21 protein-coding genes are annotated in these 20,106 nt (G+C 72.4%); 10 read left to right on the top strand and 11 right to left on the bottom strand.

The features are described 5' to 3' along the window. Positions 1 to 48 precede the first annotated feature (48 nt). On the top strand, positions 49 to 822 hold the full coding sequence (locus ACWEQO_RS09280) for an XRE family transcriptional regulator (RefSeq protein WP_452980697.1): 774 nt from the start codon (positions 49 to 51) through the stop codon (positions 820 to 822). After that, the gene (locus tag ACWEQO_RS09275; protein ID WP_452980694.1) at positions 809 to 1,276 is read left to right on the top strand and encodes an NUDIX hydrolase; all 468 of its coding nucleotides are present in this window, start codon (positions 809 to 811) and stop codon (positions 1,274 to 1,276) included. Before ACWEQO_RS09280 ends, ACWEQO_RS09275 begins: the two co-directional genes overlap by 14 nt. Here ACWEQO_RS09275 and ACWEQO_RS09270 read toward each other — a convergent pair. Together ACWEQO_RS09270 and ACWEQO_RS09265 are read right to left on the bottom strand one after the other, a co-directional pair. Beyond that, the gene (locus ACWEQO_RS09270; protein ID WP_452980691.1) at positions 1,264 to 1,827 is read right to left on the bottom strand and encodes an HD domain-containing protein; all 564 of its coding nucleotides are present in this window, start codon (positions 1,825 to 1,827) and stop codon (positions 1,264 to 1,266) included. The two genes, ACWEQO_RS09275 and ACWEQO_RS09270, sit on opposite strands and share 13 nt — an antisense overlap. A gap of 659 nt (positions 1,828 to 2,486) precedes the next feature. Further along, positions 2,487 to 3,569, bottom strand: a complete 1,083-nt coding sequence (locus ACWEQO_RS09265) for a YeiH family protein (RefSeq protein WP_452980688.1) — start codon at positions 3,567 to 3,569, stop codon at positions 2,487 to 2,489. 71 nt (positions 3,570 to 3,640) lie between these two features. Here ACWEQO_RS09265 and ACWEQO_RS09260 point away from each other — a divergent pair, with 71 nt between their 5' ends. Both ACWEQO_RS09260 and ACWEQO_RS09255 read left to right on the top strand, forming a co-directional pair. Continuing rightward, complete coding sequence (locus tag ACWEQO_RS09260; protein ID WP_452980685.1) at positions 3,641 to 4,633, top strand: LysR substrate-binding domain-containing protein; 993 nt, start codon at positions 3,641 to 3,643, stop codon at positions 4,631 to 4,633. Between the two features lie 453 nt (positions 4,634 to 5,086). Then, entirely contained in the window at positions 5,087 to 5,398 is a 312-nt protein-coding gene (locus tag ACWEQO_RS09255; protein ID WP_361451044.1) for a hypothetical protein, read from the top strand. A 98-nt stretch (positions 5,399 to 5,496) separates the two neighbouring features. On the opposite strand, the gene ACWEQO_RS09250 is transcribed toward ACWEQO_RS09255, so the two are convergent. Together ACWEQO_RS09250 and ACWEQO_RS09245 are read right to left on the bottom strand one after the other, a co-directional pair. After that, positions 5,497 to 6,477 (bottom strand): aminoglycoside phosphotransferase family protein, encoded by a 981-nt coding sequence (locus tag ACWEQO_RS09250; protein ID WP_452980681.1) that lies wholly within the window; start codon positions 6,475 to 6,477, stop codon positions 5,497 to 5,499. A gap of 13 nt (positions 6,478 to 6,490) precedes the next feature. Continuing rightward, entirely contained in the window at positions 6,491 to 7,465 is a 975-nt protein-coding gene (locus ACWEQO_RS09245; RefSeq protein WP_452980678.1) for a zinc-binding dehydrogenase, read from the bottom strand. 276 nt (positions 7,466 to 7,741) lie between these two features. Here ACWEQO_RS09245 and ACWEQO_RS09240 point away from each other — a divergent pair, with 276 nt between their 5' ends. After that, positions 7,742 to 8,437, top strand: a complete 696-nt coding sequence (locus ACWEQO_RS09240) for a pentapeptide repeat-containing protein (protein ID WP_452980675.1) — start codon at positions 7,742 to 7,744, stop codon at positions 8,435 to 8,437. A gap of 29 nt (positions 8,438 to 8,466) precedes the next feature. On the opposite strand, the gene ACWEQO_RS09235 is transcribed toward ACWEQO_RS09240, so the two are convergent. Next, positions 8,467 to 8,967 (bottom strand): hypothetical protein, encoded by a 501-nt coding sequence (locus tag ACWEQO_RS09235; protein WP_452980768.1) that lies wholly within the window; start codon positions 8,965 to 8,967, stop codon positions 8,467 to 8,469. Positions 8,968 to 9,149: 182 nt separating this feature from the next. Further along, positions 9,150 to 9,725, bottom strand: coding sequence for a TerD family protein (locus ACWEQO_RS09230; RefSeq protein WP_109379289.1), 576 nt, complete (start codon positions 9,723 to 9,725; stop codon positions 9,150 to 9,152). A gap of 180 nt (positions 9,726 to 9,905) precedes the next feature. On the opposite strand from ACWEQO_RS09230, the gene arfB reads away from it, so the two are divergent. After that, positions 9,906 to 10,343 (top strand): alternative ribosome rescue aminoacyl-tRNA hydrolase ArfB, encoded by a 438-nt coding sequence (gene arfB / locus ACWEQO_RS09225; RefSeq protein ID WP_361451057.1) that lies wholly within the window; start codon positions 9,906 to 9,908, stop codon positions 10,341 to 10,343. A gap of 35 nt (positions 10,344 to 10,378) precedes the next feature. Here the strand turns inward: arfB and ACWEQO_RS09220 are convergent, their stop codons facing one another. Next, the gene (locus ACWEQO_RS09220; RefSeq protein WP_361451060.1) at positions 10,379 to 10,852 is read right to left on the bottom strand and encodes a GNAT family N-acetyltransferase; all 474 of its coding nucleotides are present in this window, start codon (positions 10,850 to 10,852) and stop codon (positions 10,379 to 10,381) included. A gap of 71 nt (positions 10,853 to 10,923) precedes the next feature. Beyond that, positions 10,924 to 11,415 (bottom strand): flavin reductase family protein, encoded by a 492-nt coding sequence (locus ACWEQO_RS09215; RefSeq protein ID WP_452980765.1) that lies wholly within the window; start codon positions 11,413 to 11,415, stop codon positions 10,924 to 10,926. A 468-nt stretch (positions 11,416 to 11,883) separates the two neighbouring features. Here ACWEQO_RS09215 and cdgB point away from each other — a divergent pair, with 468 nt between their 5' ends. Next, entirely contained in the window at positions 11,884 to 13,584 is a 1,701-nt protein-coding gene (cdgB, locus tag ACWEQO_RS09210; RefSeq protein WP_361451066.1) for a diguanylate cyclase CdgB, read from the top strand. 117 nt (positions 13,585 to 13,701) lie between these two features. Further along, entirely contained in the window at positions 13,702 to 14,640 is a 939-nt protein-coding gene (locus ACWEQO_RS09205) for a CBM35 domain-containing protein (RefSeq protein WP_452980670.1), read from the top strand. Positions 14,641 to 14,731: 91 nt separating this feature from the next. Here the strand turns inward: ACWEQO_RS09205 and ACWEQO_RS09200 are convergent, their stop codons facing one another. The 3 genes from ACWEQO_RS09200 to ACWEQO_RS09190 all read right to left on the bottom strand — a co-directional run bounded on the left by ACWEQO_RS09200 (position 14,732) and on the right by ACWEQO_RS09190 (position 17,929). Then, entirely contained in the window at positions 14,732 to 15,661 is a 930-nt protein-coding gene (locus ACWEQO_RS09200) for a 1-phosphofructokinase family hexose kinase (RefSeq protein WP_452980667.1), read from the bottom strand. 148 nt (positions 15,662 to 15,809) lie between these two features. Beyond that, positions 15,810 to 16,982: an N-acetylglucosamine-6-phosphate deacetylase gene (gene nagA, locus ACWEQO_RS09195; protein WP_452980664.1), complete on the bottom strand. Its 1,173-nt coding sequence runs from the start codon at positions 16,980 to 16,982 to the stop codon at positions 15,810 to 15,812. Next, positions 16,982 to 17,929, bottom strand: a complete 948-nt coding sequence (locus tag ACWEQO_RS09190; RefSeq protein WP_452980762.1) for an ROK family protein — start codon at positions 17,927 to 17,929, stop codon at positions 16,982 to 16,984. The genes nagA and ACWEQO_RS09190 overlap by 1 nt, the downstream gene beginning before the upstream one ends. 170 nt (positions 17,930 to 18,099) lie before the next feature. On the opposite strand from ACWEQO_RS09190, the gene ACWEQO_RS09185 reads away from it, so the two are divergent. Both ACWEQO_RS09185 and ACWEQO_RS09180 read left to right on the top strand, forming a co-directional pair. Further along, on the top strand, positions 18,100 to 19,368 hold the full coding sequence (locus ACWEQO_RS09185) for an extracellular solute-binding protein (protein WP_361451396.1): 1,269 nt from the start codon (positions 18,100 to 18,102) through the stop codon (positions 19,366 to 19,368). Positions 19,369 to 19,431: 63 nt separating this feature from the next. After that, positions 19,432 to 19,665, top strand: coding sequence for a DUF3263 domain-containing protein (locus ACWEQO_RS09180; protein ID WP_361451081.1), 234 nt, complete (start codon positions 19,432 to 19,434; stop codon positions 19,663 to 19,665). The last annotated feature ends 441 nt before the right edge of the window (positions 19,666 to 20,106 follow it).

Genomic DNA, 20,106 nt, shown 5'->3' with positions numbered 1-20,106 from the left:
CCAAAACGTCCTTGCGCGATCATGCGCTGCACCGCTTCGATGGTTGCTGTGAACGACCGACTGCGTACTGTGCTCGGCCAACGTGGTGTCTCGCCGGATTCTCTTGCCGAGGTCTGCGAGGTGGATCCCAAAACGGTGAGCCGGTGGCTGGGCGGGCGGGTTCCCCATGCCCGGCACCGCTTCCGCGTCGCGCTGCACCTGCGCGTGGAGGAGACCTTCCTCTGGCCCGCCTCATCCAAGGGCTCCGGCCGACCGCGGGACGGGTTAGGCACCGAGCTGGTCGGCACCTACCAGAACCGGGCCAGTGTGCCCCGGGACGTCTGGCTCTCGCTGTTGCGAGAGGCCCAGCAGGAGGTCAGCGTCCTCGTCTTCTCCGGCACCTTCTTCGCCCAGTCCAACCCCCACGTCGCCAAGATGCTCTCCGAACGTGCCACCGAGGGAGTGCGGGTGCGCCTGTGCTTCGGCGACCCGGACGGGCAGGCAGTCTCCATCCGGGGCCGCGAGGAGGGAATTGGCGACACCCTCGCCGCCAAGATCCGCGCCTCGCTGACGTACTACCGCCCGCTGCTGGGGGAGGCCGGGTGCACCGTACGGCTCCACGACACCACGCTCTACACGTCCATGTTCCGCTACGACGACAACCTGCTCGTCAATCCCCACATCTGGGGACAACCGGCCAGCGCCAACCCCCTGCTCCACCTCAAGAGGGCAGACGGCACAGGGTGGTTCGACAACTACGCTCAGAGCTTCGACGCCGTCTGGGCCGCCGCGCGGCCATGGACACCGGACCCGGAGAGGACCGCCGCCCATGGGCAGGACTGAGTACTACAACGACCCGGCCGCCCCGAAGGCGAACACCCTCATCCCGGCCAGCAACCTGCTCGTCGTCGACGAGGCCGGCGCCATCCTCCTCCAGCGCCGCCGCGACACCGGCCAGTGGGCACTCCCCGGCGGAGCCCAGGACATCGGCGAAACCGCGGCCGAGTGCGCCGTACGCGAGTGCCTGGAGGAGACCGGCATCATCGCCGAGATCACCGGCTTCCTCGGCGTCTACACCAACCCCAACCACATCGTCGCCTACACCGACGGCGAGATCCGCCAGCAGTACGAGAACACCTACATCGGTCGCCCCGTCGGCGGAGCGCCCACGGTCAACGACGAAGCCGACGGAGTCCGCTTCGTTCAGCCGACCGACCTGGACCAGTACGACATCCATCCCAGCATGCGCCAGCAGATCGGCGACTACCTCGCCGGCACCTACCCCTACCTCGGCTGAGCCGCCAGCGCGGCCTCGATCCTCTCGACCGAGGAGAAGATCTCCGGTGCCGCCCGCCGGATGAACCGCCCAACCATGCTGTCCGCGCCATAGCGGCCGACGATCTCCGCGACCCGGTCCTGCGCACTGGTCTGGGCGCCGTCGGGCGTCGTCGTCATGTCGCAGTACACGAGGGCGTCCACCAGCAACGGTTCCTCCAGCAACGGAAACTCCGACGCCAACTCGTCCCGCAATCCGCGCTCCTCGGCCTCCAACAGGGCAAAAGAGTGGTTTGCGACCAGCCGCACCAGCCGCTCATCGGCCCCATGCTCGTCACGGAGGAACCTTGCCCCGTCCAGCGGGTGGAACCCGGTCACAGCCAGCCGAGGTGCGTACCCGACGTCGTGCAGTGTGGCGGCGGCGATGAGCAGGTCGGCGTCCTTGCCAAGGAGCCGCCCGAGCTCTGTAGCCCGGCTCGCGACTCCCCGGCTGTGTGCCCACCGGAGGGGAAGCGTCTTGCCGAGTTCCGTCTCCGCGACGCATTCCGCCCAACTGGGCGTGATCTTGTCCATGGTCGATTACATGCCCGACTGGAGCGAGTGTCAGTCCCCGTACCCCACGCCCTGCGCTCGTAGAGCGCCCCGCTTTGCGTGAGCGCTGCGTGAGCGGAAGGGGTAGCACCAGGGCGGACCAGGCGTCACGATGATCAAGGGTGTAACCCCCTGAACAGCGGAAACGGGATTCGGCGGCACCGCCTGACATCATCCGGGATGATCTTGCAGGCCCTTGTAATGCGTAGGTCGTCGGTTCGAATCCGACAGGGGGCTCCGGAAAAGGCCAGGTCGCATAGCCCGCGACCTGGCCTTTTGTGGTGCTCGGGGTATGACGCGTCACACGGCCCGGGTACCTCGAGAGGGCTTGCGTGAGCATCGCATGACGTCCTGTTTGTTGCTAAGTGGGCGTTTGGTTCTTTGGTGTCGGTTTGGCTTGGGGCAGGTGCCACGCGGGGTGCGGCACGCTCTGGTCGTCGTGCCGGCGCTGACCGCGTGCGCGGTTCTGGCCGGAGCGACTTCCCTGCCGGCGGTGGGTGAGTGGATCGCCGACTCCCCGCCGTCCGTCCTGGAGCGTCTCGGCGTACGGCCGGGAGCGCGTGGTCCCGGGGCAGTGGGTGCGTGGGTACGAGGCCACTCATCGACCCTGACGAGGGGGCGTGTGGCGCTGTGACGGGCCCTCAGGTCGTCAGCATGACCCCGGCGTACGCTGCCGCCGCGACGACCAGCCACGAACCCAGGCCGAGCAGCGCCATCCGCGGGCCGCCGGAACGGGCCAGGGTCGGCAGGTGCACGGCGCTGCCGAGGCCGAGCAGGGCGGCGGCCAGCAGCAGTTCCTGCACGGTGTCCGCGGCGTCGAGCACTCCGCTGCCGAGCAGTCCGGTGCTGCGCAGTACGACCATCGCCAGGAATCCCACGACGAACAGGGGCAGCAGGGCGGGCCGGCGACCGTCGCCGTCCACGGGGCGCCCGGCGTTCTTGCGGCGGCGGCTCAGCGCCACTCCCGCGACCAGCGGCGCCAGCATCGCGACCCGGATCAGCTTGACCAGGACCCCCTCGGTCAGCGCCTGCGGCCCGGCGGTCCGGGCGGTGGCGACGACCTGCCCGACATCGTGCACGCCGGCGCCGACCCAGCGCCCGAACTCCGTCGTGTCCAGGTCGAGCGGGGTCTTGAGCAGCGGCAGTACGGCGATGGCGAGCGTGCCGCAGAGCGTCACGAGGGCGACCGACGAGGCGACCTCCGCCTCGTGCCGCTTGTCGCCCTTGTCCTTGCCGAGCACGCCGCTGACCGCGCCGATCGCGGAGGCGCCGCAGATCGAGTAGCCGGTGGCGACGAGCAGCGACAGGTCGTCGGAGAGGCCGAGCCCGCGGCCCAGCCACTTCGTCCCGAAGAACGTGACCAGGACGACGCCGACCACCATGACCAGGGCTTGCCAGCCGAGTCCGAGCACGTCGCCGAGACTCAGTTTCAGGCCGAGCAGCACGATGCCGAGCCGCATCAGCCGCTTGCCCGCCATGGACAGGCCGGGCCGGGCGGCACCGCGTACGAGAGGAGCGACTCCTGGCAGATGCGCCGCGACGACGCCGAGCACGACGGCCGCGGTGAGCACCGGCACGGCGGGCACCAGCGCGTGCACCCCGAAGGCCGCCGCCACACCGGTGGCGGCGAGCGCGAGGCCCGGCACGACGCCTTCTTTGCGCGGGGCGGCGGGGGGCGAGGTGCGGCGCACGGACGTGCGGCGTTCGGGGCCGGAGAGAACCATGATTTTCAGCGTGCGCCGGGTGGGCGGCGCCCACTAGACGCGATCTTTTGGGCAGGTCATAGGGTTTTCCTATGACTCCTGAGTCCTCCGACGCGCATCCGCGACCGCTCCCCGACCTGCATGCCCTGCAACTGCTGGTCTGCGTCGCCGAGACCGGGAGCCTGGGGCGGGCTGCCGTGCGGCTGCGCATCAGCCAGCCCTCCGCGAGCGCCCGGATGCGCACGCTGGAGCGGCGCCTGGGCCTGCGGCTGCTCGACCGCTCCACCTCGGGCTCCCGGCTCACCCCGGCCGGTGCCGTGGTCGGCGACTGGGCGCGCTCCTTGCTCGAACAGGCCGAGGCGCTGGTCGAGGGCGCCGCCGCGCTGCGATCCCGGCAGGACCACCGGCTCCTGGTGACCGCGAGCCTGACCATCGCTGAGGAACTGATGCCGGGCTGGCTGGTCGCGCTGCGCGAGGAGGAGCCCGACACCCACGTCGGGCTCACCGTCACCAACAGCTCAGGGGTGATCGAGGCGCTGCGCCGCAGGAGCTGCGACCTGGGCTTCGTCGAGGGCCCCTGGGTGCCGGACGACCTGCACCGCACCGTGGTCGGCCGGGACCGCCTCGCCGTGGTCGTGGCCCCCGGTCACCCCTGGGCCCGGCGCCGCCGCCCGCTGAGCGGCCGCGAACTCGCCGACACCCCGCTGCTGCTGCGCGAGCCCGGCTCCGGCAGCCGCGAAACTCTGGAGAAGGCGCTGCGCCCGTACGACGGTGTGGCCGTGCCGGTCCTCGAACTGGGCTCCACCGCGCCCCTGCGCAGCGCGGTCATCCGGGGCATGGCCCCCGCGGTGCTCTCCGCGCTGGCCGTTCACGAGGACGTGGACCACGGCCGCCTGGTCGAGGTCGAGGTCGACCCGGCGGTCCCGCTGCGCAGGCTGCTGCACGCCGTGTGGCTCAAAGGCCGTGAACTGCCGGAGGCGGCACTGAGACTGCTTGGGGTGGCACGGTCGGCCCAGGGGCGCTCTTCGAGCATCTGCTTGACGTACAAGGGCGGTTCTGCGCTCCCGGGGTCCTCTTCCGTGTGAACCGATCGCGCGGTCGCGCAGTGCGGCGGAGCCCTGGGGCGGCCCCGTGCCGCAGCCCGTTCGTGCAGGGCGGGGAGAGCCGGCCGGATTGCGTGAGCGGACGGGGCGGCACAGGGCGGACCCGGCGTCACATCGATCAAGGTTGCAGGCCTTCGTGATGCGTAGGTCGTCGATTCGAATCCGGCAGGGGGCTCCCCTGGGAACCCCATGTCAGAAAGGTTTCGCCTGGGGTTCTTCACTTTGGGGGCGGGCTCGTCCTTCACGTACCGGTGGGTCCGGCTGAGCCGGGTGTGCCGCAGGATCTCCATGACGGTCGGCGGGTCCACACCGAGTTCGTTCAGGATCGTGCCGGCGGGGAGTCGCACCCCGCCGGAAGCGCGTGGACGCGGACTGCGATGGGTGTCATGATCACGCCGGTGTCCGGAGGGGGTCCGGCGCGTCGGGAGGGGAACCATGGGGCTTTATCTCGCCATACCTTCTGTGGTGGTGGCGTTGCTCATCGCTGCTTCGGGTGTGGCGGCGGTCACCCGCGGCTGGGTGCTCCCCTGGAACCGGCGTCGGGTTCGCCGCGTTCGCCTCTACGGCTGGGGTCAGTTGGTGATGGCCTCCGGTCTGTGCTGTCAGGTGGTCTTCGGGCTGGTGATCAGGGGCCCGAGCGTCCGGGCGTGGGGGGCCATGTCCGGCATCGCGCTTCTGATGACCGGCTGCATCGTGATGATGGTGAGCCAGTTCGGGGGCGGCCGGCAGGGCAGCGGCAAGCCGTGAGGAGGCCGACCGAAGCCACGTGCTGATTCCAGGAGCTGCCAAGGGGCCGGCGGGCGGTGGCGGAGTCGGCCGGCGGGCCTTCACGATCCGGGCCGTGGTCACCCCGTCGCGCAGTCGTTTCGCCCGCTCGGTGATTCCGGGGTCGGTGTCGGCGTCGGGGTGGTGGGTGCGCGCCGTGGGGGACGGCGGTGCAGGCGGTGGGCGATCTCGAGGTCGAGGGGGGACGGGGGGCGGCCGTTCTCGGTGTGCCACAGGCAGTTCTGGAGCAGGCGGGCGTGGGTCCAGGCGCGGGCCCGGTCGCGGTCCAGGCCGAGGACGTCGGTGAGCGCGTCGAAGCGCCAGGCGGTGTCGGCGGGGTGGTCGGCGTCGAAGCGGTTGGCCAGGGCGGGCCAGAGGTCGAAGCCGGGATCGCCCGCCAAGGGCTTGGGGTCGATGGCGAGCCAGGGGGCGCGGTCGGCGGCCAGGACGTTGTCGTAGTGCAGGTCCCAGTGCAGGAGGCGGTCGCCCGGTTCGTCCGCCACCTCCCGCAGGGCCGCGGCGCAGTCGGCGAGGGTGCGGCGGACGGCCGGGTCCGGGGTGCGGGCCAGGGCTCCGGGAGTCCGCTCCAGCAGGGCGTGCGCGATGTCGCCGAGGCGGCGCAGGCCGGCCGGGGCGGGGGCGGAGGTGAGGTGTGCCAGGAGGCGGGCGATGACCAGGAGGGCCTCGCGGACGTCGGGCAGGTGGGCCAGTGTCCGGGCGGGGTCGAGGCGTTCCAGGAGCATGGTGCCGGTGGAGGCGTCGTGGTCCAGCAGGCGGACGGCTCCGTCGCCGTTCCAGGTGCGCAGGGCGACGGGCTCGCCCTCGGTCTCCTCGTCCGGGATCTGGAGCTTCAGTACGGCCGGTGTGCCGTCCGCGCGGTCGACGGGGAGGACCAGGGCGCTCACGCCGTGCATCGGCGCGCCGGTGATCCGCAGGTCCCAGCGGTCCAGGAAGGCGGCGGTCAGCCCGGGCAGCCCGGAGACGAAGGCGCGGCCCGCCTCGCCGTTGAACTTCTCCTGTGCCGCCGCGAGTTCCTCGGGTACGTGGATCACGGTGGGCACGATAGCGCGGCGCTCACGGCTCCAGGACGACCTTTCCGGTCGTGCCCCGGCTCTCCAGGGCGCGGTGGGCGGTGGCGGCCTCGGCGAGGGGGAAACGGTGGACGGCGGGGGTGAGCCGGCCCTCGGCGGCTTCGGTGAGGGCGCGCAGTTCGAGGGTGCGTACGGGGTCGGCGCCGCCGGCCCTGCGCATCATCTCGGGGCCGAGGACGTTGAGGGAGACGCCGTCGACGAGGTAGGGGTCGGTGCTGTCGAGGCCCTGGGCGGACCAGCCGAAGACGACGTGGCGGCCGCCGGGGGCGAGGAGGGCGACCGCCGCGCGGGCGGTGTCGCCGCCGACGCCGTCGTAGACGAGGGTGATCCTGCCCTGGTGGGCGGAGAGCCGTCCGGGCCAGGCCGGGTCGGTGTAGTCGACGGCGAGGTCGGCGCCGTTCGCCGCCACGCGGGCGGTCTTCCCGGGGCCGCCGGCGAGGCCGATGACGGTGGCGCCGGCGTTCTTGGCGTACTGGACGAGGAGGGTGCCGATGCCGCCGGCCGCGGCGGGGACGAGGACCACGTCGCCGGGGCCGGGCTCGGCGAACTGCACGATGCCCATGACCGTGCGGCCGGTGCCGATCATGGCGACGGCCTGGGCGAAGTCGAGGCGCTCGGGGATCTCGTGGAGCCGGCCGGCGTCGGTGACGGCGAGTTCCGCGTAGCCGCCGGGGGCGAAGCCGAGGTGGGCGACGACGCGCCTGCCGAGCCAGTCGGTCGGCGTGCCGTCGCCCAACGCGTCCACCACTCCGGCGACTTCGCGGCCGGGGACGGTGGGCAGGGTCGTCGGGGCGGGCGCGGGTCCCTGGTGGCCCTGCCGCAGCGCGGTGTCCAGGAGGTGGACTCCGGCGGCCCGGACGGCGATACGGACCTGGCCGGGGCCGGGGCGCGGGTCCTCGACCTGTTCGTGGACGAGGTTCTCGGCCGGGCCGAAGGCGTACAGACGGATGGCGTGCATGAGGCCCCCAGGGGTGCGGTGCGGCTTCGACAGCGTCCCCACTGTTCAACCTCGAGTTCGCTTGAGGTCAAGTTCGCGGCGGCCCGGTCGACGGTGATGCGGTGCATGGCCGGGGTCTCCCTCGCGCGGGGTCGCGCCTGCTGGATCGGGGGATCGGGGGATCGGGGGGTGGGTCGGGTGGTTCGTGGCTACCACGGCCCGGGGTCCCGGGATGTGACATGTGCGGGGTTCTCGCAGGTCGGGGGAATTGTCGGTGGTGGAGTGCAGGATGGGCGCATGGTGAGGAGAGCGGTGGGTGGTGCGGGGGCGAGGGGCAGGGCGGGGGTGAGGGCGGCGCGGCGGCCGGAGGTGCGGCTGCCGGTGCTGGAGAGGTACGAGGGGGGTGGGCTGGAGCCGGACGGGGACTACGACGGGCTGGAGTTCCGGGAGCTGGACCTCTCGGGGGAGGACGGCGCGGGGGCGCGGTTCATGGACTGCGCGGTGACGGGGTGCGCGCTGGACGAGGCCCGGCTGTCCCGGGCCAGGGTGCTGGACTCGGTCCTCGCCGAGGTGCGGGGTGTGGGTACGGACCTCACGGGGGCGACCCTGCGCGACGTCGAGGTGACGGACGCGCGACTCGGGGGGACCCAGCTGCACGGGGCGGTGCTGGAGCGGGTCCTGGTCCGGGGCGGGAAGATCGACTTCCTGAACCTGCGGTCCGCGCGGCTCAGGGACGTCGTCTTCGAGGGCTGTGTCCTGGTCGAGCCGGACTTCGGCGGGGCGAGGCTGGAGCGGGTGGAGTTCGTGGACTGCGCGCTGAAGGGCGTGGATCTCAGCGGGGTCACCCTGACGGACGTCGATCTGCGCGGTGCCGCTTCGCTGGAGATCGCCCGGGGGGTGGACAGGCTGGCGGGGGCGGTGATCAGTACGGGGCAGCTGCTGGATCTGGCGCCGGTGCTGGCGGGGGAGTTGGGGATCCGGGTGGAGGGCTGAGAAGGCAGGGGAGGGAGGGGCGCGGTGGGTCAGTCCAGGCGGGGGTAACGGGCCTGGAGGGTCCAGACGGCCGGGTTCTCGCCGAGGTCCTCGTGCAGATCGGTCAGGTCGGCGAGCAGGTCGTGCAGGAAGTCGCGGGCCTCGCGGCGGAGTTCGGTGTGGGAGAAGGTCAGGGGCGGCTCCGAGGCCGGCAGCCACTCGGCCTCGATGTCCACCCATCCGAAGCGGCGCTCGAAGAGCAGCCGGTCGGTGGACTCGGTGAAGTCCAGCTCCGCCCACTGGGGGCGGGAGGCGCGGGAGCCCGCCGGATCCTGGTCGATCCGTTCCACGATGTCGCAGAGCGCCCATGCGAAGTCGAGCACCGGCACCCATCCCCAGGCTGTGGACAGTTCCCGGTCCGACTCGGTGTCGGCGAGGTAGACGTCGCCGCAGAAGAGGTCGTGGCGCAGGGCGTGGACGTCCACGCGGCGGTAGTCGGTCTGCGGGGGGTCGGGGAAGCGGTTGGAGAGGGCGTAGCCGATGTCGAGCACGGAGGTGATGGTGTCACGACGGGCGCGGTGTTCCACCCGACGGTCCCCGGGCGGGGGCGGCCCACGGGCCGGCGCACCGCCCGGGACGGGCCGGAGCCCCCGGCCGGTGCGGTTCGCGATGCCGTGGTGCGGTGCGCGAAGTGCCGGGCGGCCGAGGGCTCCGAGGGGCTGCGGGGCGTCCGTCAGACGTTCACGCCGAAGTCCTGGGCGATGCCCGTCAGGCCCGACGCGTAGCCCTGGCCGACGGCGCGGAACTTCCACTCGGCGCCGTTGCGGTACAGCTCGCCGAAGACCATGGCGGTCTCGGTGGCCGCGTCCTCCGACAGGTCGTAGCGGGCGATCTCGGTACCGCCGGCCTGGTTGACGATGCGGATGTAGGCGTTGCGCACCTGTCCGAAGTTCTGCGAGCGGTTCTCGGCGTCGTAGATCGAGACCGGGAAGACGATCTTGTCGATGTCGGCGGGCAGGGCGGCGAGGTTGACGTTGATGGCCTCGTCGTCGCCGGCGCCCTCACCGGTGCGGTTGTCGCCGGTGTGGACGATGGTGTTGTCCGGAGTCTGCTTGTTGTTGAAGAAGACGAAGTGACTGTCGGAGTAGACCTTGCCCTGCGGGTTGACCGCGATCGCGGAGGCGTCGAGGTCGAAGTCCGTGCCGGTGGTGGTGCGGACGTCCCAGCCGAGACCCACGGTGACGGCGGACAGGCCCGGAGCCTCCTTGGTGAGCGAGACGTTGCCACCCTTGGACAGGCTTACAGCCATTGTTGGGAGTCCCTTCCCTCGTGTACGTACGGCTACGAAGCTACAGCTACCCCCTTGAACGCGAGAGGGGGACGCGAGGTTCCAAGTCGCTTTACTTTCTTTACCGAGATGACCGGGGTGACAAGGGTGACCGGGACGACAGGGATAACCGGGTGACGTGGACCGGTCAGAGGCGGGAACATGTACGGCATGTCCGGTCCCTATGTCATCCGTGGCTCCGTCTCCCTGCCCGAGGCCGAGCTGATGTGGCGTTTCTCCAGGTCCTCGGGGCCGGGCGGGCAGCATGTGAACACCAGTGACTCGCAGGTGGAACTCCGCTTCGACCTCGCCGCCACCGACGCGCTGCCCGAGGTGTGGAAGCAGCGGGCGCTGGAGCGGCTGGCGGGGCGGCTGTCCGGCGGCGTCGTCACCGTCCGGGCCTCCGAGCACCGCTCCCAGTGGCGCAACCGCGAGGCCGCCGCCGTACGCCTCGCCGCGCTCCTCGCCGAGGCCACCGCGCCCCCGCCCAGGCCCCGCAAGCCGACCCGCATCCCGCGCGGCATCAACGAACGCAGGCTGCGGGAGAAGAAGCAGCGCTCGGAGACGAAACGGGGGCGCTCCGCGCGGGACTGGCACTGACCCACGGGGCGGGGCGGGGCCGGGACCGTCGGCCGTCAGGCCAGGTCCAGCACTCCGACCGTCTCGCCCTCGACGACCTCCCCGTTCTCGCGGAAGCCCAGGCCGAGGTAGAAGCCCTCCGGGCCGCGCTCGCCGGGGTGCCAGGTGACGTAGAGGTCCTCGCCGCCCCGGGCGCGGATCTCCGCGGCCACCGACTCCACGGCGAAACGGCCGTAGCCCTTGCCCTGTTCCTCGGCGGCGATGTTCAGCCGCCACAGGCCCGAACGGATGACGCTGCCACCGTCCTCGTGCCAGTCGGCGTCGAGGAAGGCCATCAGGAAGCCGACCGCGCGGTCACCGTCCATGATCAGGCGGGGCCAGGCGGAGCCGGGGTGGACGTACGCCTCGGCGAGGGACTTCACGACCGGGGCGACCGCGAACTCCTGGTCGGGGCGGACGCGTATGCCGAGGGCGGCGTCGAGGTTCTTCGGGGTGATCTCTTCGAGGCGGGGCGCTGTGGTCTTCGTCACCCGGGCAGGGTAGATGCGCGACTTCCGTTCGGTAGAGGGGTTTTCCGGTCCGGGAAGTGCCCGGGGCGCGCTCAGGCCAGGTGGCGGTAGCGGCCTCGGAAGTAGGTCAGGGGGCCGCCGTCGGTGCTGGGCAGGTTCGCCGCCAGGACGCGGCCGATCACCAGAGTGTGGTCGCCGGCCGGCACCCGCTGCTCGGTGCGGCACTCCAGGGTCGCCAGGGCGCCGCCCACCAGCGGGGCACCGCTGTGCTCGCCCCGTATGTACGGGATGTCGGCGAAGAGGAGGCGGTCGCTGATGCGGCCCTTCATCGAGAAGCGGCCCGCGATGTGCCGCTGGCTCTCGGACAGCACGGAGACCGACCACAGCGGCTGCTCGTCGAGCAGGTCGTCCATGCGGGAGCCCTCGCGCAGGCTGACCAGCACCAGGGGCGGGTCCAGGGAGACCGACAGGAACGCCGTCGCCGTCATGCCCACGTCCTCGCCGAGCGGCGCCCGCGGGTCGTCCGGGTCCAGCGGTGGCTCCTGCGCGGTCACCAGGACCACGCCGGCGGCCAGGCGGGACATGGCGGCACGGAACTCGTCGTTGCTCACCCCCTCAGCATGCCGGGCGGCGGGCGCGGGCGGCGGGAGCGAGGGGGACGTGGGGGACGTGGGGGGCGAGGGGGGTACGGAAGTGTTCGGCACACCGGAAACGCTAATCTCCGCTCCGTACGCACCGCATCGGACCCCGGCCCGAGCGGGGACCTAGGACCAGCGGCGGAGCGCAGTGCGGTCGCCCGCGGAGCGCGCCGGGGAACCCCGCGAAAAGGGGGCGAAGTTCGCGCTCGGCACCTTCGGTGAATTCGCGGGGAAACCCCGGAAAGGCCTCTCAATTGTTCACGTTTGGTTGTGACTTGAGTCACAAGGGGAGATAATTGTTGACCCTGTGTACCGGGTGGGCAGCAGGCTGTGATTCAGTGGCGGGGATACTGCCAGGACGATACGTCGATGAGATCGCTTGATCCGCCGCGAGGTCCCGGGGGGAGGGTGAGCATGGAAACCGATTCTGAGCCCTACGTCCGTCTTGCCTCACTGCGGCAACTGCACCAGGCCATGGCCGCCATGAACTCGGCCCGCAGCCTGGCCGACACCCTGCAGACCGTCGCCGACGGCGTCGTCGACGCCCTCGGGTACGAACTGGCCTGTGTCAACCTCGTGCGCCCCGACGGCGACCTGGTCGTGGCGGCCTTCTCGGGCAACGCCGCCGCCGAAGCCCTCATCATCGGCCGGGCCGGCTCACGGGAGTCCTGGGAGCGCCGCCTCTCCATGGGCGAGGCCTGGGGCGACCTGATCTTCATACCGCACACCGAGGGCTGGGTCCTCGACGACGACGACGTCCCGCAGTGGTACACCGACGGGCCCGCCCCCCGCTTCGAGGACGAGTGGCACCCCTCCGACCGGCTCTTCGCCCCGATGTACGCGCCCGGCCCGCAGGGCGGCGAGACCTGCGGCGAGCTGATCGGCGTGCTCTCCGTGGACCGCCCGCGCAACGGCCGGCTGCCCGGCGCCTGGGGCCGCGAAGCGCTCCAGATGTACGCCTTCCAGGCCGCCATCGCGATCAGCAACGCCCGGCTGCGCTCCAACATGCAGCGCGCCCTGGTCCGCCTGGAGCGTGAGCAGCAGGCCCTGCGGGCCAGTGAGGAAAGCTTCCGCCAGGCCTTCGAGTACGCCCCCTCCGGCATGGCCGTCGCGGAGCTGGGCGGCGACCAGCACGGCCGCATCCTGCGCACCAACGACGCGCTGTGCCGGCTGCTCGGCCGCCCCGCCTCCGCGATGCGCCGCTACTCCTTCTCCGACCTCGTGCACCCCGAGGACATCGGCACGCTGCTGCGGACCTCTGCCGAGGGCGGCCGCGCCGAACTGCGGCTGGCCCGCAGGGACGGCACCTACCTCTGGGTGTCCCTGCGCAACTCCGTCGTCGCCGACGCCGCCGACGGGCCGCGCTTCCTGCTCACCCACGTCGAGGACATCGAGGAGCGCAAGCGCCGCGAGCTGCACCTCGCCCACCGCGCCTCCCACGACTCCCTCACCGGCCTGCCGAACTCCGCCGAGCTGCGTGCCCGGCTCTCCGCCCGTCTGTGCCGGCAGCGCCCGCAGGGCGTCCTGCCCGCCGCCGTCGCCGACTCGCTGGCCGCCTTCGAGTCCTTCGAGCCCTTCGACTCCCAGGACGCCGCCCACGGCCCGCCCGTCTTCGACCGGGGCCACGACTTCGACTTCCCGCCCGAGGCCGACACGTTCGAGGGCTACGACCACCATGTGCACGCCATCGCCCCCGACGAGGACCGCGACGACGGCGCCAAGGGCCTCGCGGTGCTCTTCTGCGACCTCGACGGTTTCAAGTCGATCAACGACCGGTTCGGGCACAACGCGGGTGACGCGGTCCTCATCGAGGTCGCCCGCCGGCTCAGCGACGGTGTCCGGGACGGCGACACGGTCGCCCGGCTCGGCGGCGACGAGTTCGTGATCCTCGCCAACGGGCTCGGCCGGGCCGACGCCCAGGACCTCGCCGTACGGCTGCGCAACGAGATCATCCAGCCCATCCGGGCCGAGGGGCGGGCCGTGCGGGTGGGCGCCAGCTTCGGCATCGGATGGGCACACTGCGGCATGACCGCGGACGAGGTGTTGAAATCCGCTGACGAACGGATGTACGTCGAGAAACGATCTCGTCCCAAACAGCACCGGCGTGCGGGATGAACCGCAGCTCAGTGAGTTGAGGCGGCCGGAGTCACCCGATCGGGTCACCGGGTGGGGGTAGGCTCGCCTATCTCACCACTCGTACCGCCACCGATCCGCAGCTAGGAGCACCAAGGGATGACGCCCGGCAACAACGGCGCGAGCACGCCCGAGGACGACGACCCGTTCGGCTACCTCTACGCCGACGGGCAGGCCAACGGAGCCCAGCCGCCGTCCGGGGGTTACGGCTACCCGAACTCGGTCAACCGGGTGCGGCCGGTCGGGACCCGCCAGTACGGCCAGCAGGCCCCCGCTCCGCAGGCCCCGCAGCAGCAGGGCGCCTACGGCCAGCCGGCCGCGCACTACGCGGCACCGGAGACGCTGCCGGGCGGCTCCGGCGGCCAGCAGTCCCGCAGCGGGCACGGCGGCGGTGGCGGCCGGGGCCGCGGCCCGAACACCAAGGGCCTGCTCATCGGCGCCGTCGCGGTGGTCGCCGCGGTGGTCGTCGGCATCAGCATCGCCATGCTCAGCGGCGACGACAAGGACGACAAGGGCGACAACCAGGCGGACTCGACGCCGACCCAGTCCCAGCAAAGCTCCGAGCCGAGCCCGTCGGCGAGCAGCGACGGCGGTGACGAGGAGGAAGCGGCCGAACTGCCGACCATCGACGCGAAGGCGCTCCGCCTGGGCGAGGGGATGACCACGGCCTCCGACATCAAGGGCGCGAAGGCCGACGGCGGCGTCTATGTGGCGGGCTTCGACAAGGTGGGTACGAAGGTCACCTGGACCGTCAACGGCATCAAGGAAGGCACCTACCGGTTCTACGTGCGCTACAGCACGCCGGGCGAGGACACCAACGCGACCGTGGTGGTCAACGGCGAGGCCTCGACCCGTCCGCTGGACATGAGGAACTTCGGCGAGACACCCAAGGGTGACTGGGAAAAGGGCTGGAAGGACACCTGGGCCAACGTGAACCTGGCCGACGGCACGAACACCATCGAGCTCGCCTGCAACGAGGGCAACCAGTGCAACGCCATCCTCGACCAGTTCTGGCTGACGGAGGAACCGCCGAGCTGACCGGGTGAGACAGCCGGCCACGGGAAACGCCTGTGGCCGGCTGGTGGTCGAGAGGGCTGAAAGGACAGCGCCGCCGCTTCGTCGGCGTGCCTCAGGCCGCGCTGGCCTCTCCGGTGATCGTCACCCGGCCGAGCAGCTCCTCGTAGGTCCCCCGGTCGAACTCGCCCGCCGCCGGTGCCAGGACCGTCGCCGCCGACAACGCGACCGCTCGGGCGAGGCGGTCCGGCCAGGGGAGGGCGGTGACCAGGCCCGAGAGCAGGCCCGCGACGGCCGAGTCGCCGGCACCGGTCGGGTTGCCGTGCAGGGCGGCCGGTGGCGCCGCGCGCCAGTGGCCCTCCGAGGTCACCGCGAGCAGCCCCTGCGGGCCGAGGGAGGCGACCACCGCGCCGGCGCCGCGGCGGCGGGCGTCCTGGGTGGCGCGCGACGGCTCGTGGGAGCCGGTGAGTTCGGCCAGTTCCTCGGCGTTGGGCTTGAGGATGTCGGGGCGGCCCGCGACCCCGCGGCGCAGGGCCGCACCGCTGGTGTCGAGGAGGACGGGCACCCCGGCGGCGCGGGCGGTGCGGGCCAGCCCGGCGTAGGCGCCGACCGGGACGCCCGGGGGCAGGCTGCCGCACAGGGCCACCGCCGAGGCGCCGGCCAGCAGGTCCTCGTAGACCTCCTGGAAGGCGTTCCACTCGGCGGCGGAGACGGTGGGGCCGGGCTCGTCGAGCCGGGTGGTGGCGCCGGAGCGTTCGTCGACCACGGCGACGGTGCGCCGGGTCGTGCCGGAGACCGGGACCAGCGCGTCCACCAGGCCCGGCACGGGGGCGAGCCGATCCCGCAGGAGCCGGCCGGTGAGGCCGCCCGCGAAGCCGGTGACCGTCACCTCGTGGCCGAGGGCGGCGAGCACTCGGGCCACGTTGACGCCCTTGCCGCCGGGGCGTTCGATCACCTCGGTGACCCGGTGGGAGGCGTGCGGGCGCAGGGCCGGTACGCGGTAGGTGATGTCGAGAGCGGTGTTCAGCGTGACCGTGAGGATCACCGGGCCGACCTCCCCCTTGGCTACGTCTGGCGTTCGCCGTCTGCTGTGCGTTCCGGGGGTTCCGGAACGCCGGGGTCCTGATCATGCCAAACGGAGGGCGGTCGGCCCACCCCTGAGACCGGCCGCCGGTCCCCGGCCGGTGGACGGATCAGCCCAGTCGGGGATCGACCACCCATTCACCCCGGCGCATCACGCCCTTGAGGGCGAACTCCGCGTCGAGGACCACCAGATCGGCGTCCTTGCCGGGTTCCAGGGAGCCGATCCTGTCGTCCATGCCCAGCAGCCGGGCCGGGTTGGCGGACAGGGCCGCGACCGCGTGCTCCACGGGCAGCCCGTCGACGGTCACCGCGCGCTTGAGCGCCCGGTCCAGGGTGAGCGTCGAGCCCGCGATGGAGCCGCCCTCCACCAGACGGGCCACGCCGTCCTCGACCTCCACCTCCAGCGGGCCGAGCATGTAGCGGCCGTCGCCGAAACCGGCCGCGTCCATCGCGTCCGTGATGAACGCCACCCGCCCGGGGCCCGCGTGACGGAACGCCAGCCGGAGGGCGGCCGGGTGCAGATGAGTGCCGTCGTTGATCAGCTCGACCGTGACCCGCTCGTCCTCCAGGAGGGCGGCCACCGGGCCGGGGGCGCGGTGGCCGAGCGCCGGCATCGCGTTGAACAGGTGGGTGGCGACCGTGGCGCCCGCGTCGACGGCCGCCACGGTCTGCTCGTACGTCGCGTCGGTGTGGCCGACCGCCGCGATCACGCCGTGCTCGGCCAGCAGGCGTACGGAGTCGAGGCCGCCGGGCAGTTCGGTGGCGAGGGTGACCATCTTCGCGTGGCCGTGCGCCGCGTCGATCAGCTTGCGGACCTCCGCCGGGTCGGGGTCGCGCAGCAGTTCCTCGGAGTGCGCGCCCTTGCGGCACGGTGAGATGAACGGCCCCTCGAAGTGGACGCCGGCGATGTCGCCCTGCTCGGCCAGTTCCGCCAGCAGGCCCGCGCGGCGGGCGAGGAAGTCCAGGTCGCCGGTGACGGTCGAGGCGACCAGGGTGGTGGTGCCGTGCAGGCGGTGGGTGTGGATGCCCTGGAGGACCTCGTCGACCGTGCCGGAGGTGAAGGACGCGCCGCCGCCGCCGTGGTTGTGGAGGTCCACGAAGCCGGGGACCAGCCAGTGACCGGTCAGGTCGAGGGTCTCGGCGACGTTTTCAGGAGCGCCGGAGGGGGCGTTCGCGGGGGCCGTGGCGACGATGCGCGTGCCGTCGACAATTACGCGGCCGTCGTCCACGGTCCCGGTGGGCAGTACCACCCGGGCACCGGTGAGAACCTTCGTGGGGGCCATCAGGCGGTTACCTCCGAGGAGTCGTCCGAGGAAACGGGGGCGGTGACGGTGGCAGGGGTGGCGGCGCTGGTCTCGAGGAGGTCCCAGGCGAGGAGTCCCGCGCCCAGGCATCCGGCGGTGTCCCCGAGGGCGGCCGGGACCAGGGACGGCAGCTTCTGGAAGGTGACCCGCCGCCGGACCGCCTCCCGCAGGGGTGCGAACAAGGTTTCCCCTGCCTCGGCCAGCCCGCCACCGATGATCAGGGTGCGCGGGTCCAGCAGGGTGAGCGCGGTGACCAGTCCGTCGGCGAGGGCGTCGACGGCCTCCTGCCAGACCTCCCGGGCCCGTACGTCGCCGGACTCCACGGCCCGGGCGCAGTCGGCCGCGTCCGCGCCCGGGTCGCCGCAGGCCGCCGCCCAGGCCTCGCCGACCGCCGCCGCGGACGCGAACCGCTCCAGGCAGCCGCGCTGACCGCACGGGCAGGGGGCGCCCCCGGGCCGTACGACGATGTGGCCGATCTCTCCGGCGAAGCCGTGCGCGCCCGCCTCCACCCGGCCGTCGATGCCGATGGCACCCGCGATGCCGGTGCCCAGCGGGACGAACAGGAACCGGTCGGCGCCCCGGCCCGCCCCGACGCGGCCCTCGGCGAGCCCGCCGGTGCGGACGTCGTGGCCGAGGGCGACGGGGAGGCCGCCGAGCCGCTGGGCGAGCAGTGCGCGCAGCGGGACGTCGCGCCAGCCGAGGTTGGCGGAGTAGACGGCGACGCCCTCCGCCTCGTCGACGATGCCGGGGACGGCGAGGCCGGCGGCGGAGGCGGGTCCGCCGTAGTGCTCGACGCCATGGGCGTGGAGTTCGGCGGCGAAGCCGAGGATGCCGGCGACGACCGCGTCCGGGCCGCGGTTCCGGTCGGTGGCGCGGCGGGCCTGGTGCAGCAGCTCGCCGTCCGGTCCGACCAGGGCGGCTTTCATCCCGGTGCCGCCCACATCGAGGGCGATGACGTGTTTCACGTGGAACAGTGTGGCCCCGGGACCCGCAAGAGGTCTAGTCCACTTACTTGGTGTAGACCTTATTCCGAATATCGGACTACCGAAAAACCTTCGAACAGATGGCGCGGAGCGCCGGGTTGGGGCAGGAAGCAGTGCAGCGTCGGGGCTTGGCAAGGACGATCGCGGCGGTGTCCGCACTGGGACTGACGGGAGTCCTCGGCGGATGCGGTGCCGGCGGAGGCTCCTCCGACGTGACGCTGGAGCTGGTCGTCGCCGACTACGGCATCGACGGGGCCGACAGCTCCGAGAAGTACTGGGCCGCCCTGACGGAGCGGTACGAGACCGGGCACCCGGGCGTGAAGATCGACGTCAGCGTCCACTCCTGGAACGACGTCGACCGCGAGGTCAGGAAGAGGGTCGACGCGGGCGACCCGCCGGACATGGCCCAGATCGGCGCCTACGCCGACTACGCCGCCCAGGGCCTGCTCCACAAGGCCGACGACGTGCTCTCCATCCCCGTCCAGGCCGACTTCGTCCCGCAGCTGGCCGACGCGGGGCAGGTCAACGGCGTGCAGTACGGCATGCCGTTCGCCTCCTCCACGCGCGTGCTGTTCTACAACAAGACCCTGTTCGAGGAGGCCGGCCTCACCCCGCCGAAGACCTGGGACGACCTCGCGGCGAACGCCGAGGCGCTCAAGGCGAAGGGCGTGAAGTACCCCTACGCGCTGCCCCTCGGCCCGGAGGAGGCGCAGGCCGAGACCATGCAGTGGCTGCTCAGCGGCAAGGGTGGCTACACCGACTCCCTGGGCTCCTACACCTTCGACTCCGCGGAGAACACCGCGACCGTCACCTGGCTGAAGAACGAGCTGGTCGGCAAGGGCCTGACCGGCCCGGTGGCGCCCGGAAAGCTCGACCGCGCCGAGGCGTTCGCCGCCTTCGCCGACGGCGACGTCGGCATGCTGAACGGCCACCCCTCGCTGATCGGGATGGCCGAGGAGAAGGGCGTGGAGTTCGGCACCGTGCCGACGCCGGGGATCGACGGCGAGAGCCGGGCCACGCTCGGGGTCGCCGACTGGATGACGGCCTTCAAGAAGAACGGCCACGGCGACGAGATCGGCGAGTTCCTCGACTTCGTCTACAGCGAGAGGAACGTGCTCGACTTCTCCCGCGAGCACAGCCTGCTGCCGGTCACCGGCTCCGCGTCCCGGGCGATGGAGGGATCCGATCAGGACGAGGACCTCCGGCCCTTCCTCGACGAGCTGGCCACCTCGGAGCTCTACCCGGTCGGCACCACCTCCTGGGCCGCGGTCAGCGCGGCCGTCAAGCAGCAGATCGGCAAGGCGGTCGCCCCGGGCGGCAGCCCCAAGGGCGTGCTGGGCGGCCTCCAGGCGACCGCGACGCGCGCGGAGAGCTCACGTTAGGGGCCTTTCTCCCCGTGGCCCCGCCGGTGACCCGATGTCAGCGGCAGGGGCTACCGTCGGGGCATGGATGAGGAACGACTGGCCCGGCGCGAGCAGGACATCATCGCGCTGGAGCGCCGCGGCTTCCTCGGCCCCGGCGTGAAGGAACGGGCGATACGCGAGGAGCTGGGCCTGGCCCCGGTGCGCTACTACCAGCTCCTCAACGCCCTGCTCGACGACCCCCGCGCCCTGGCCCACGACCCGGTCACGGTGAACCGGCTCAGACGCGTCCGCGACTCCCGCCGCGCGCAACGCTGACCGCGGCCGACCGACCGGGCACCGGAGCCGATCCCGGCGGACGGGCCGGGCGGGCCGGGGACACCGGAGCGACACCGGGACGCGGAGGCGCGCTCGCCGGGGGCCGGGAGCCGTTCCCGGAGGCGTCCGCGAGCCCGAGCAGCCGACGGCGGACGTACTCGCGCACCGGGACATCCGGGCGGCACCGGGACGCCGGGGCGTGCCGAGGCGCGGAGGCGCGCCCGCCCGGCGGGCCGGGGTGCCGGGAGCCGCGCTCGGACGGGCCCGGGGCCGAGACGCCGGGCCCGCGCCCCGGGCCGGACGCCGGGGACACGCCAGTGGAGGGCGGGTCAGCTCGCGCACCGGGACATCCGGGCGGCACCGGGACGCCCGAGCGCACCGAGGCGCGGAGGCGCGCCCGCCCGGCGGGCCGGGGTGCCGGGAGCCGCGCTCGGACGGGCC

This window comes from Streptomyces sp. NPDC004051 (genome assembly GCF_053604275.1).
This window is presented reverse-complemented; position numbering and strand designations above follow the sequence as displayed.